This is a genomic window from Klebsiella sp. 1SOBk5mer, from assembly GCF_046603115.1.
Classification (GTDB): Bacteria; Pseudomonadota; Gammaproteobacteria; order Enterobacterales; family Enterobacteriaceae; genus Klebsiella; species Klebsiella quasipneumoniae.
Genome location: NZ_JBKIUU010000001.1, coordinates 523,214 through 536,165, shown reverse-complemented (window position 1 = coordinate 536,165; position 12,952 = coordinate 523,214). Strand labels below are relative to the sequence as shown.

Below are 12,952 nucleotides of genomic sequence, written 5' to 3'. Positions count from 1 at the left end.
AGCAGACCTGAAAAGGCGATTGCCGGGAGCGTGACGCCAATGCACCGTCATGGGGGTTCAGGATCCGCTGTTGCGGGTCTGGATAGCGCCCCCCTTGCGGCATAGCGTCCGCCAGACCATCAGGGCGCACAGCAGGGTGACGACCGCCAGCCCGCTAAACAGTACCGTATAAGCAGTGTCATAGCTCTCGCGCAGCGCCCGAAGGGAAAAGTCAGGCAAAAGCGCAGCCGCCTGCGGCATATTACCGGCCCCCAGCCAGCCTGCGGCGCGGTGAATCACCTCGGGCGCATACCCGTGAACGCGACTCTGCAGAGTCAGGTTATTGCTTGCCGTTAATACCGCGGTGACGACCGCCAGGGCGATCCCCTCGCCGGCAACGCGAACGGTGTTGAACAGGCCTGCCGCCATACCGGCTTTGGCGACAGGCACTGCGGATATCGCCAGGCCATCCATCAATCCCCAGGGAAGCGCCGCCCCCGCCCCGCACAGGATCAGCGCCAGCACCAGCAGCGGGAGGCGGTGGCTGTGAAAAGCATCACCCAGCAACAGCAACCCGACGGAGGCAATCATCAGCCCCCCCGTGGCCACCTGCCCAGGTGAAAACCAGCGGGTGAGCAGGGCCGCAACGGATGGGAAAATCAGCATCGGCGCGGTCAGCGCCATCAGATACAGCGCGCTCTGCGGCTCACTCATCCCCTCTCCGCCCATAAAATGCAGTGGAACAATAATCAGCAGGACAACGTAGCAACAGCAGGTGGCGACAGGCAGCAACAGTACGCCGACAAAACGCGGATGGCGCAGCAGGGAGAGTTCCAGCACCGGGTTGTTCACTCTTCGGCAGCGCACGGCAAACGCAACGAACAGCCCCCCCGATACGATGAACAAGGCCAGCGTGGTCAGCGATAAAAAACCGCGGGCCGGAATGACCATCAGCGAGGCAGTGAACAGCATCAGGGCCAGCGTAAACAGGGTTAAGCCGAGATTGTCGGGTGTCCGCGGCTCGCTTTTTTCTGCCGCGGGCAGATACGCCAGACCGATAAGCAGAACCATCGCCGAGAGCAGCGCAAACAGGGCGTATACGCCGCGCCAGCCCACCGCGTCGGTCATGAAGCCGATCAGCAGCGGACCGAACGCCAGGCCGGCGCCGAACACCGTGCCCAGGATGCTGAATGCCCGCGTCCGCTGAGCGCCGTCATACAACTGGGCCAGCGCCGCACTGCCGCTGGCTAAAATCATCGCCGCGGCCAGACCTTGCAGAGCCCTCAGCGCGCCTGACAGGAAGAGATCGTCCGTCAGGCAAAACAGCAGACTGCTCAGGCAAAACAGCGCGGCGCCGGCGAGAAAGATGCGTTTTCTGTCAATGGCATCCGCCGTCACGCCTGCGGCCAGCAAAAAGCTGCCGAAGGTCAGCATAAAGCCATTGGTCAGCCACGACAGCGCAGCGGGAGAGCCGCCCAGCGACTGCTGTATCGCCGGGGTGGTCATGACGCCGCCGGTAAAACTTAACGGCAGCAGCATGGCCGCCATAAAGACAGAAAGCGCGGCCAGGGCGCTGGCGGATCGGCAATGTGTTCTGGCGGTGAGTAACATCAGGCGGCCCTCATCAGTCGGCAAGGAAGGAATGAATAAACTGCCGCCATCCTATTGCGGATGTTAATGCCGATAAATAGACTGAAAATATCTTATTAAGAGACATAAGGTTTATAATCGATGGACAGCCTCACCTCGCTAACGTCCTTTGTCCGCACCGCCGAAACGCTAAGCTTTGTTCAGGCCGCCAGGCTGCTGGGCATTTCAGCCTCGGCGGTGGGTAAGAATGTCGCCAGGCTTGAGCATAAGCTGGGGGTCCGGCTGTTTAACCGCAGCACCAGAAACGTCAGCCTGACGGCGGAGGGGGCCGCGTTTCTGACCCGCTGCCAGAGTATCCTGGAGCAGATCCAGGAGGCCGAGTCTGAGCTGACGAGCAGTCTCTCACAGCCCTCCGGCAAATTGAGAATTTCACTGCCTGTCATCGGCTACCGCCTGCTGCTCCCTGCCCTCACCGCCTTTAGCCGTCTTTATCCGCAGGTTGAACTGGATCTCGATTTTAGTGACCGGCTGGTCAATCTGATCGATGAGGGATTTGATATCGCTATCCGCAGCGGTGAACTAGCGGACTCCCGCTTGATCGCCAGAAAGCTGGGGGGTTTTCGTTTTGTGCTCTGCGCCAGCCCGGCATATCTGGCGGAATACGGCGTTCCCGGCTCGCCAGCGGAATTGGCGGCGCACAAGTGCATTTTTTTTCGCTTCCCTTCGACGGGGCTGATCCAGCCCTGGGAACTGCGCGATATGCGGCTGACGGGGGATTTCAGGGCCGCTTCCGTGATGAGGGTCAATAACATTGAGGCTGCCATTCGCTTAAGCGCGGCGGGGATGGGTATCGCCTATGTCCCTGATTTTGTTGTGCGTGAAGCCATCAATGAGGGACACCTGCAGGAGGTGTTGCCCGGCTGTTGCGTCAAGGATGGGCATTTCTCCGTCCTGTGGCCTGCCAGCCGCTACCTGTCGCCGCGAATACGCTGTTTTATCGATTTTATGGCTGCGGCAGAGATACCCTTGTCGCCCGCATCGCCAATACCGACCTCCTGAAAAGCCCAGCGCCGGATATCCTGCCGCGCGGCCAGCGAAAGCCGGCGACAGGAAAACCACTCAAGAGTACATCCTACCCTTTGGCGAAATTGGCCTGGATCCGCTGCTGCAGATAATCCTCGGCGCTGATGGGCGGGTACTTCCTCTGCGGCCCAAGGATCTCGATATCTTTATTGGCCTGGCAGAAAAACGCCAGGCTGTAGCGCGGCCCCTGATATTCGTGGGGCTGCGGGTTTCTCACCCGGTGGAAGTTAGACGGCAGCTGGTCGTCGCTCCAGCGCATCAGCATATCGCCGATATTGCAGGTGATGACCTCTTCCCTTGGCTCAATGCTGGTCCACTGCTGGCTTTCGCGGTCCTTGCCAGGGCAGACCTGCAGGCCGCCCTGACCGGGGCGCTGGAACAGCAGCGTCAGGCAGTCAAAATCGGTATGCGCGCCGGCCCGCCACATCCCCTGCTGCGACTGCTCGGTTGCATAGTAGTGCAGCATGCGCAAGGTGCTCTGATAGGTGTCACGCTGCGGATCGTGCGCGGTGGTAAAAAACGATTCCGGAAAACCGAGCTTTAAAGCAAAGCAGGAGAGGATCTTCATCCCCAGCTGCCAGCACTGCGATTCAAATCCGAGCATCGTCTGTCGGAAGCCTGGCAGCTCCCGATCGCTGGGCCAGCGCCCGTCCATCAGCGGACGGGTTATCTGATATGACTCTTTTTGATCCGGCGTGCGGGTCGATGGCCGGACCTGCGCCTTGCTCTCCCAGCCGGCGTTGCCGGCCAGCGGATACTGGCGCTTCACCTCGTCGGGCAGGTCGAAAAACGCCTCGGTCGTGCTGAACGCCTTGCGGATCGCCGCCAGCGGAATACCGTGGTGGCTGACCTGGAAGAAACCGATCTCCACCGCCGCCTCCCACAGTTGTTCGGCAATGTCATTTTTTCTTTCTGCAAAGTGAGACAGGTCGATACAGCGCACTTCTCGGGCAAAGGTCTCTTCGCCCTGGGCGCCCATCAGCGCCTCTTTTTCCAGTTCCTGTAAGGCATAGCCTTGATTTTGGGTGGTTGCGTTCATCGTCATTATCCTGTGATCAGTTAAACAGCGGCGCGCTGTTGGAGGGTACGGACTGCCGCCAGCGCGTCGTGGCGCATCGCGTCAAGGTCGAGACCGGGAATGGCGTCATCTTCCACGATGGGCCGGCCATTCAGCAGCAGCGCCTTCAGCGCGGCGCGGCCGCCGCAGGCCACCGGGCCAATCGCCATATCATGCAGGCCGAAGTAGCGCGGATCGTCCAGCCGGTAAATGGCGAGGTCCGCCCGCATCCCGACCTGCAGGGTGCCGCTCTGCGCTAAGCCAAGGATCTGCGCCCCGCCGGCGCTGCCCCAGCGCACCACATCCTCCACCGTGGCCGCATCGGCTCCGCCCTCGAAGGTGCCTCCGGCGTAGCGCGGCTGCGCCAGCATCCCTTTGCGCGCGCGCTGCAGCAGCCATGCGGCATGGGCTTCGCTTTGCATATCCGCCGCTTCATTGGAGGCAGCGCCGTCCACCCCCAGCGAGACCGGGACCCCGGCCTGCTCCAGCGCCAGCAGATCGGCGATGCCGCTGCCCAGCCGGCCATTGCTTTGCGGACAATGAGCAATGCCGGTACCGGTGCGGCCCAGCAGGGCAATCTCCTCCGGCAGAAGCTTCACCAGATGGGCAAACCACACGTCATTTCCCAGCCAGTCGTGCTCCGCGCAGAACTGCACCGGCGTCATGGCGAATTTCTGCCGCGCGGCGTCAAGATAATCGACGGTTTCCGATAAATGGCTGTGCAGCCGGATCCCCAGCTGGCGGGCCAGCTTCGCCATCTCCCGCAGCTGGGCGCCCGGCGCGGAGTGCAGGACGGTAGTGGGCGCCATCACCACCCGGCGCAGCGAGTCGGGCCGCGGGTCGTGATAGCGGCTGACCAGCCGTTCAATATCCGCCATATAGCCGTCGAAGGTTTCCGGACGCAGCGCCACCGGCAGATCCTGCTCCACCGCCCGACCCTGGGTCGCCCCACCCCGGCACAGAACGATGCGCATCCCCAGCGCTTCCCCTTCGCTGAAGAGAATCTCCGACGTATCGAAAGGCATATCTGGCCAGTACAGGTAGTTGTGATCCGCCACGCTGGCGCAGCCCGAGCGCAGGAGCTCCACCAGACCAATGCGCACCGCCAGACGAAAGGTATGTTCATCGAAAGCCGCGCGAAAGCGGTACGGCGTGGCGCTCAGCCAGGCCGTCAGGCTCTGGTTCAGCCCCTGCGGCTCGCCCTTCAGCAGCGACTGAAAAAGATGATGGTGCGTATTCACCCATGCCGGATAGATCACGCAGTCGCGGGCGTCGATCAGTCGCTCTTCCGGCAGTGGCGTCAGGCTGCCGATGGCCGCAATCTTGCCGTCGCGGATGCGAATATCCGGCCCGGCCAGCCGCGCCGCCTCTCCGGACAGACCGCTGAGGATGGCATGGGCATTTTTAATGATGAATGACATGGCGTCGCTCCTCAGGGTTTTACCTGCATGGTCTGGACAAAGTCGGTGGTATAGGCCTGTTTCCAGTCGGTGGCCGCCGCCAGCAGACCGGCGCTGACCATAAAGTCGCGCGTCTTTTGCCAGCGGGCGTCGGTCATCGTCCCCCAGCCCTGGCTGGCGGCATCCCCGCCGTCGATCAGATGATGCTCACGGATCTGGGTCACGCCCCAGGCGAGCAGATCGTCGGTCATTTTCGGGTTGTCCTGCTTAATCAACGCATTTCCCGGCGCCGGATCCTTGAGATAGCTCACCCAACCCTCCATTGAGGCACGGACAAACTTCGCCATCGCCGCTTTACGCTCAGCGATGGTGTCCGGGCGGGCGATGAGAATGCCGCCATAGGGAGGGTAACCATGCTCAGAAAATAGGAAGAAGTTCGCCTTCACCCCGGCCTTCTGCACCTGGAACACCTCGGAGCTGACATAGGCCTGCTGGGCGACAGCGTCGTCGACGACAAAGGGTTGAATATTGAAGGTATAGGGGCGAACCTGAGCGTCGCTCAGCTGGTATTGCGCCTTCAGCCACGGCCACCATGTCGCCTGACCGGAGCTGGAGACCAGAATGGTTTTGTCTTTCAGCCCCTGCAGGGAGCTGACATCGGCGTGGGTCAGCAGTCCCTGGGGATCGTACTGAAAGGGCGCGGCAATGGCTTTCGCCTGGAAGCCGCGCTGAATGCCTTCCAGCAGCTGCAGATCGTAACCGATGATCACATCGGCCCGATTGGACAACAGCAACTGCATGCCGTTGACCTGCGGTCCGCCGGAGCGGATCTCGACGTCGAGACCATATTTTTTGTACAGCCCAGTGGCCTGAGCCTGATAATAACCCCCCTGCTCCGCCTGAGCGTACCAGGAGGTCAGCAGAACGATTTTTTCCTCGGCCTGAACGGCCAGCGAGACACCGCCGAGGGCCATCAGGCCCAGCCAGCGTAAGCCCCGGGGAAGGCGTGCGCCTGTTTTCATTATCCCTCTCCTCTTTACGCCGGGAGGGGGAGCGAGCGAATGTGGCTCAGCCTCCCATCCCGGTCAACATTGAACCGCGACATGGTGACTGAGCAATGTCCCGTATGGATAACCCGTACTGACCGCTTCTACTCACACTCAGCTATACAAAAACAATGCCAGATTTGATGGCCCGCGAGCGGCCGCGAAAAATCGCCTGCGCCGCCGCCCATGGGCATGCAACCTTTGATTCATGCACACAATAAATGCACCACTTTGGTGCGTTGATGAATGATTTTAGTGCCTGCCCGGTCTCTCACAGCTGGCTGAAGAGCATCTCCAGCTGGTTCAGCATCATCGACGCGGCAAGGGAAAGCTGGCGAGCGGGCGAAACGCACAGCGCCAGGGTGAAAGGCTTAAGCTGCGGATCGGTTAGCGGCACAAACGCCAGCTGGCCGGACTCGATCTCATCGAGAATATCCAGCCGGCACAGGATGCCGATGCCCATCTGCTCTTTGATCAGGGTGCGGATCATGTGGATGTTATTCGATACCGCCACCTCCTTCACCTCGTTGCCGCTGATGTTCACCAGCGCCTCCACCGGTTCGCTGATCATCAACGGGGCGGATGGCAGGATAAACGGGTAGTCGATGCACTGGCTAAAACGCACAGCGCTGCGGCTGGCCAGCGGATGGCCGGTCGGCACTACGATCCCCATATTCATTTCGGCAAACGCCCGCACCTGCAGTTCGCGGGAGGTCTGCGGATTGAGCATGATGCCGAAATCCGCCTCGCCGGAGATCAGCGCCTGCTGGATGTGGATATTGTTGATGGTGGTCAATGTAAAAGAGATGTTGGGATAATGTTTATGCACCTCTTTAAGCATCGTCGAAAAGAAATGCCGGTTAATGGCATCGATAGTGGCGATGCGCACATGCCCCCGCCGCAGTCCGCGCAGGTCATCCAGCTGCTCGCAGACCCGGGTAAAGTCCTTTTTCCAGTTATTGGCCGCGTGCAGCAGCAGCTCCCCGGCGGCGGTCAGCCGCAGCCCGGTGGGATGGCGCTCGAAGAGCGGCATCGCCAGCTCCTGTTCCACGCGCAAAATCTGACGGTCAATAGAAGACGCAGACACATGCAGCGCCTCTGACGCTTTACGAAACGACCCCTGACGGGCCACTTCGGTGAAATAGAGCAGAAATCGGGAGAAGGCAAACATCGTTTGGGTGCTCTCTTTTTTGCAACGGGTTGTGCGAATCAAAGCTCTGGACGCAACAGTTTTATCACAATACCGTAGCATTCATAGCGGAGAAACGATCGTTTCATCCATTTTTGCACGCCGGACAGTCACCGCGAAGGAGCGGGTATCCCTTCGCTGCCCCTGGCCGCCCTGCAGACAGCGGATTGAGGGAGAGAAAACGGTAATGCACAGCCACGATCTTATTTCGGTCTCGGTGGGGGAAATACGCCCCAACGGCGAGGGAAATCTATCTTTAATATTGCAGGCGGCGGCCGGGGAAATATTACCGGCCTACTCCGCCGGGGCGCATATCGATATTATTATTCCCGGCGTTGGCCCGCGGCAATATTCCCTGTGCGGCATGCCTGACCGCGGTAATCATTATGAAGTTTGCGTCCGGCTGACGGACGCGTCCACCGGCGGCTCACGCTACTTGCACCAGCAGCTCAAACACGGCGATCGGCTCTCCATTTCGTCGCCGCGCAACCATTTTCCCCTGCCGGAGGCCAGGCGCTACCTGCTGTTTGCCGGCGGCATCGGCATCACGCCTTTGCTGGCGATGGCCGAAGCGATTGCCGCCAGAAAAGGGGCGCTGGAGCTGCATTATTATGTCGCCAGCTCGCGCCAGACGGCCTTCACATCGCGCCTGGCCCAGCTGGCCGCGAGCGGCACGGTGGCGATCCACTGCAGCGAGGAAAGCGCGTCGTTTCGCCAGCGGATCCCCGAATGCTTAACCACGCCCCACCCTGATACCGCAGTGGTGGCCTGCGGCCCGGAGGGCTTTATTCAGCGACTGCGGTCAGTCATGGAGGAATATCGCTGGTCGCCGTCGCAATTCGTATTCGAGCGCTTTACTCCCGCGGCGGAAAATAATATCGCGGCGAACAACGCATTTTATATTGAGCTGGCCTCCAGCGGGCAGCGTCTGCAGGTCGCCGCGGATCAAACCATTGCTCAGGTATTACAGCACGCCGGGGTGGAAGTGATGCTCTCCTGCGAACAGGGAATGTGCGGATCGTGTATTACCGGGGTTCTCGACGGGCTCCCCGAGCACCGGGACAGCGTGCTGACGGCGGAAGAGAAAGCCGGCAACGACCAGATCACGCTCTGCTGTTCGCGGGCGAAATCGCCGGGTCTGGTTTTGGATCTGTGAGGAGACTGACGATGACGTTCCCCTCCTCTTGCGCGCCGCTCGCCGGCATCAGCCGCGCCCGACTTCCGGCCTGGGCGCTGCCCGACGGCTGGCCGACGCAGGCCAACGATGAACCGCGGCTGGCGGACCTGGCCTTTCGCGATGGACGGATCGCCGCCGTGACGCCGTCCGTCGAGCCGGCTCCCGGCCTGTGGGACCTGGCGGGGGCCCTGACGCTCCCCGGCCTGGTGGAACCCCATGCCCATCTGGACAAAACCTTTACCCTTGAACGCTGCCGTCCGGCGCAGGCCGGGCTGCTGGCGGCGATCCACGCCATGCACGAGGATCGCCGACACTGGACCAGGGCGGATATTCAACGTCGGGCGTCCGCCGCGCTGGCCCGGGCGGCAGCAAATGGCGTGACCCATTTACGCAGCCATATCGACTGGTTTACCGCCGACGCGCCGGACGCCTGGCAGGAGATCGCCCGTCTCGATACCGGCGGCATCACCCTGGAACGGGTGGCGCTGGTCCCGCTGCCCCTGTTTCGCGATCCGGCGGACGCCGAGGCCATTGCCAGGACAGTCGCCAACAGCGGGGAGCGCTGCCTGCTGGGGGGCTTCATTCACTCCTCCAACTGGGACGCCGCCGCCATGGCAAACCTGCTGCGCAGCGCGGCCCGCTGGGAACTGGATCTGGATTTGCATATCGATGAGGAGCTCAGCGAGGTGTCTCAGGGGCTGACCTGGCTGGCGGATCATCTCTCCCGCCACCCATTCCCCGGGCATATCTGCTGCAGCCACGGCTGCGCGCTGGCCGCCGGCAGCGACGCGCAGGCGGCGCTGATCCTGCGCCAGCTGGCGGCGCACGGCGTCACCCTTATCGCCCTGCCGATGACCAACCTGCTGCTGCAGGATGCGACGTTCGGCCGCACGCCGCGCCAGCGGGGGATCACCCTGCTGCACGAGGCGCAGGCCGCCGGCGTGGCCACCCTGCTTGGGTGCGACAACGTGCAGGACGCTTTTTGTCCGGCGGGAAGCTACGACCCGCTGGACACCCTGGCCTGCGGCCTGTTCAGCGCCCAGCTCAGCGACCCGTTCGACCGGCAGTCTCGGCTGATCTGCGATCGCGCGGCGCTAACCGGTTCGCCGGCAGACGCGGCCCCTTTTGCCGTCGGGGCGGCGGCCAGCGTGGTGATTTTCCCGGGTAGCGACCGTTTTACCTGGCCTTTAAACAGCGCCGCCCGTCTGGTGGTTAACCACGGCAGGTTAACCCACCGGCGAGTGTGGCAGGAGGAGATGGCACATGAGTCTTGAAGCAGGCGCGGGGGCGCCGCTGGCGCGGTATGCCGCCTGGCGCAGAGCCGGCGATTTTATTTTTCTCTCCGGCATTATTCCGGTCAATCCCCTGACCGGCACCATCGTCAACGGCTTTCAGGATGTGCCTGAGCCGGTGCGGGAGCTGCTGGGGGCGACCGGGGAATTTTCAACCGATGCGAAGCAGGGGCCGATCCTCGCCCAGAGCTGGTACGTACTGGAAAGCATCCGCCGCACCGTGGCGTCGGCGGGGGGGCAGATGAGCGACGTTATCAAGCTGGTGCAGTACTTTCGCAACCTTGACCATTTTCCCTATTACAGCCGGGTCAGGAAGCTGTTTTATCCCGACCAGCCGCCCGTATCCACCGTGGTGCAGGTCAGCGAAATGCTGCCCGACGCCACGGTATTGATTGAAGTCGAAGCAACCGTCTGGTTACCCCAGCCAATTCACTCCGAGGCACCGCGATGATTAACGGTTACATTCCTGCAGCGCGCTTTCTCCCTTTTCTGAGCTGGACGGACGTGGCCGCCCTGCCGGATAAAAGCAATACGGTTATCGTCCTCCCCACCGGGGCGATCGAACAGCACGGCCCCCATCTGCCCTGCTCGGTGGACAGCGTGATCTCCTCCGGCGTGGCGGGCCATGCCCTCGCCCGGCTGCCGGCGGCGATCCCGGCCTACGCCATCCCGCCGATCGTCTACGGTAAGTCAGAGGAGCATCTGCATTTTCCCGGCACCCTGACCCTCAGCGGCGATACCCTGCTGCATACCCTGCTGGAGATCGCCGAATCCCTCTATCGGGCCGGTTTTCGCAAGCTGCTGATGATCAACGGCCACGGCGGCCAGCCGCAGATCCTGCAGATCGCCTGCCGGGAAATGCGCCTGCGCCACGGGGATTTCATCGCCATCCCGCACGACGTGTTCAACGTGCCCAACTGCGAAAAACAGTTCCTCAGCCCGCATGAACAGCGGATGGCAATGCACGCCGGGCATAGCGAAACGGCGCTGATGCTGGCGCTGGCGCCGGAGTGCGTTCATATGGAGCGGGCGGTCGCCAACTTCCCGCCGGAATTCCCCTGCCCGACCCTGTCGAAAGGCCGCCCGGCGGCGGCGTGGGCGTCCTATGACTTTGGCCCCAGCGGGGTGATTGGCGACCCAACCCCGGCGACGCGGGAGCAAGGCGAAGGGCTTCTCGACTCCCTCGCCGCCAGCTGGGCGCAGGCAATCATCGAGATCCACCGCATGGCCTGGGTCGAACGTCGCGAACCGACCTGGGGCAAACAGCACTGGCACGGCTTTGTGCAGTCCCTACCACCCTCTTTCGCTGCTGAATCCAAGGAGCCCTGATGAATACCCGATCAACGCCAGTTTTTACCCTGCTGACCGTGGCCGCCCTCGCGGCCTCAGCCTCCTGCGTCGCGGCGGAGAAGTTCACGTTTCTCACCAACTGGTATGCCCAGGCGGAGCATGGCGGTTTTTACCAGGCCCAGGCCACCGGGCTGTATAAGCACGCCGGACTTGATGTCGAGATTAAAATGGGCGGCCCGCAGATCAACGTCATGCAGCTGATGGCGGCCGGCCAGGCGGACTGCACCCTTGGCGACAACGGCCAGGCGCTGGAGACCTGGCAGGCCGGGGTGCATGCGGTAACCGTCGCCACCGTGTTCCAGCACTCGCCGACGGTGTTTATCACTCATGACAAAGTGAGCAACCCGGCGCAGCTTAAAGACAAAACCTTCCTGCTCGCCACCGAGGCCTATACCTCCTTCTGGCCGTGGGCGAAGAGCGAGCTGGGTCTGGCTGGCAGCAAAGTGCGCCCCTATACCTTTAACGTTCAGCCGTTCCTCGCCGATAAAAATCTGGTGCAGCAGGGGTACGTGACCTCCGAGCCGTTCTCCGTCGCCAAAGGCGGGCAGCCGTTCTATGTCTATCCGCTCAGCGACTGGGGCTACCCGCCCTACGGCAACTCGATTATCTGTATGGCGGACACCATCCGCAAACGTCCGGCGGCGGTGGCGGCCTTCGTCAAAGCCTCCATGGAAGGGTGGAAAAGCTACCTGCAGGATCCTGGCCCCGGCAACAACCTGATCGGCAAAGCGAACCCGCAAATGAGCGCCGAGCAGATCGCCTTTGGCATTGCCCAGATGAAGCAGTACCAGCTGGTGACCGGCGGCGATGCCATGACCGGCGGCATCGGCATCATCACCGAGCCGCGGCTGAAGAAAACCTGGGACATGCTGGTGAAAAACAAACTGATCGACGCCAGCAAGGTGCCGTTTGAGCAGACATATACCCTGGAGATGGTCAAAGACGCCGGAGTGATGCCATGAATACCGCCCCGAAACTGACCGTGATGAGCGACACCCGCTTTATACCCGCCTCCGCCACGCCGGCCATCGAGGTGCTGTCGGCGGAGAAGATCTACAGCAACGGCACCCGGGCGCTGCTGCCCGTCAATCTGACCATCAACCAGGGGGAGTTCATTACCCTGCTCGGCCCGTCCGGCTGCGGTAAGAGTACGCTGCTGAAGATGGTCGCCGGCCTGGTGGAGCCCAGCGACGGCAAGCTGATGCTGTGGCGGCGCGACAGCCGGGAAAAAGCGCAGCATCCGCTCTCGTTCGTCTTCCAGGAGGCCACCCTGATGCCCTGGAGCAGCGTGCGCAATAACGTCAGGCTGCCGCTGGATCTGGCCGGCGTGCCGCGCGCGGAGGGCAACACCCGGGTGAGTGAAGTCCTTGAGCTGGTGGGGCTCGGCAAGTTCGCCGACGTCCTGCCGCGCGAACTCTCCGGCGGCATGCAAATGCGCGTCTCCATCGCCCGCGGCCTGGTCACCCGGCCAAAGCTGCTGCTGATGGATGAGCCCTTCGGCGCGCTGGATGAAATTACGCGGAACAAGCTCGACAGCGATCTGCTACGCCTGTGGCAGGAGCAGAATCTGACGGTGGTCTTCGTCACCCACTCGATCCACGAAGCGGTGTTTCTCTCGCAGCGGGTGATCATGATGGCGGCCCGTCCCGGACGGGTGGTGGAAGATATCGCCATCCGGGAGCCGTTCCCGCGCAGCGAGGCGTTCCGCGTCAGTCCGGCATTTTCCCTGTATGCCCGTCAGCTGCAGGACAGTCTGTTGCAGGCCAGCCAGTCCGGTATGGAGCCATAA

General features: G+C 62.1%; 12 protein-coding genes. 7 read left to right on the top strand and 5 right to left on the bottom strand.

Translation table 11 applies throughout. From position 1 onward, the window contains the following. Positions 1-57: 57 nt before the first annotated feature. On the bottom strand, positions 58-1,590 hold the full coding sequence (locus ACLH1U_RS02610) for an MFS transporter (protein WP_374014635.1): 1,533 nt from the start codon (positions 1,588-1,590) through the stop codon (positions 58-60). Positions 1,591-1,710: 120 nt separating this feature from the next. On the opposite strand from ACLH1U_RS02610, the gene ACLH1U_RS02605 reads away from it, so the two are divergent. Next, complete coding sequence (locus ACLH1U_RS02605; RefSeq protein ID WP_374014634.1) at positions 1,711-2,628, top strand: LysR family transcriptional regulator; 918 nt, start codon at positions 1,711-1,713, stop codon at positions 2,626-2,628. A 73-nt stretch (positions 2,629-2,701) separates the two neighbouring features. On the opposite strand, the gene ACLH1U_RS02600 is transcribed toward ACLH1U_RS02605, so the two are convergent. From ACLH1U_RS02600 to ACLH1U_RS02585, 4 genes are all read right to left on the bottom strand, one after another. Further along, positions 2,702-3,691 carry an isopenicillin N synthase family dioxygenase gene (locus ACLH1U_RS02600; protein ID WP_110212012.1) on the bottom strand — a complete coding sequence of 330 codons (990 nt, stop codon included), beginning with the start codon at positions 3,689-3,691 and terminating at the stop codon, positions 2,702-2,704. A 20-nt stretch (positions 3,692-3,711) separates the two neighbouring features. Beyond that, the gene (locus ACLH1U_RS02595) at positions 3,712-5,130 is read right to left on the bottom strand and encodes an amidohydrolase family protein (RefSeq protein ID WP_374014633.1); all 1,419 of its coding nucleotides are present in this window, start codon (positions 5,128-5,130) and stop codon (positions 3,712-3,714) included. A gap of 11 nt (positions 5,131-5,141) precedes the next feature. Then, the gene (locus ACLH1U_RS02590) at positions 5,142-6,131 is read right to left on the bottom strand and encodes an ABC transporter substrate-binding protein (RefSeq protein ID WP_236947499.1); all 990 of its coding nucleotides are present in this window, start codon (positions 6,129-6,131) and stop codon (positions 5,142-5,144) included. Between the two features lie 295 nt (positions 6,132-6,426). Beyond that, the gene (locus ACLH1U_RS02585) at positions 6,427-7,326 is read right to left on the bottom strand and encodes a LysR family transcriptional regulator (RefSeq protein ID WP_004202952.1); all 900 of its coding nucleotides are present in this window, start codon (positions 7,324-7,326) and stop codon (positions 6,427-6,429) included. 205 nt (positions 7,327-7,531) lie between these two features. Between ACLH1U_RS02585 and ACLH1U_RS02580 the strand changes: the two genes are divergently transcribed. Genes ACLH1U_RS02580 through ACLH1U_RS02555 form a run of 6 tightly spaced genes read left to right on the top strand, consistent with a single transcriptional unit; the run spans position 7,532 to position 12,952 of the window. Continuing rightward, positions 7,532-8,500 carry a PDR/VanB family oxidoreductase gene (locus ACLH1U_RS02580; RefSeq protein ID WP_374014632.1) on the top strand — a complete coding sequence of 323 codons (969 nt, stop codon included), beginning with the start codon at positions 7,532-7,534 and terminating at the stop codon, positions 8,498-8,500. Between the two features lie 11 nt (positions 8,501-8,511). Next, positions 8,512-9,795 carry an amidohydrolase family protein gene (locus tag ACLH1U_RS02575; protein WP_085551029.1) on the top strand — a complete coding sequence of 428 codons (1,284 nt, stop codon included), beginning with the start codon at positions 8,512-8,514 and terminating at the stop codon, positions 9,793-9,795. Next, positions 9,785-10,264, top strand: a complete 480-nt coding sequence (locus ACLH1U_RS02570; RefSeq protein WP_016161230.1) for a RidA family protein — start codon at positions 9,785-9,787, stop codon at positions 10,262-10,264. The genes ACLH1U_RS02575 and ACLH1U_RS02570 overlap by 11 nt, the downstream gene beginning before the upstream one ends. After that, the gene (locus ACLH1U_RS02565) at positions 10,261-11,142 is read left to right on the top strand and encodes a creatininase family protein (RefSeq protein ID WP_032453162.1); all 882 of its coding nucleotides are present in this window, start codon (positions 10,261-10,263) and stop codon (positions 11,140-11,142) included. Before ACLH1U_RS02570 ends, ACLH1U_RS02565 begins: the two co-directional genes overlap by 4 nt. Beyond that, entirely contained in the window at positions 11,142-12,125 is a 984-nt protein-coding gene (locus tag ACLH1U_RS02560) for an ABC transporter substrate-binding protein (RefSeq protein WP_101861694.1), read from the top strand. Before ACLH1U_RS02565 ends, ACLH1U_RS02560 begins: the two co-directional genes overlap by 1 nt. Then, positions 12,122-12,952: an ABC transporter ATP-binding protein gene (locus tag ACLH1U_RS02555; RefSeq protein ID WP_023289995.1), complete on the top strand. Its 831-nt coding sequence runs from the start codon at positions 12,122-12,124 to the stop codon at positions 12,950-12,952. Before ACLH1U_RS02560 ends, ACLH1U_RS02555 begins: the two co-directional genes overlap by 4 nt.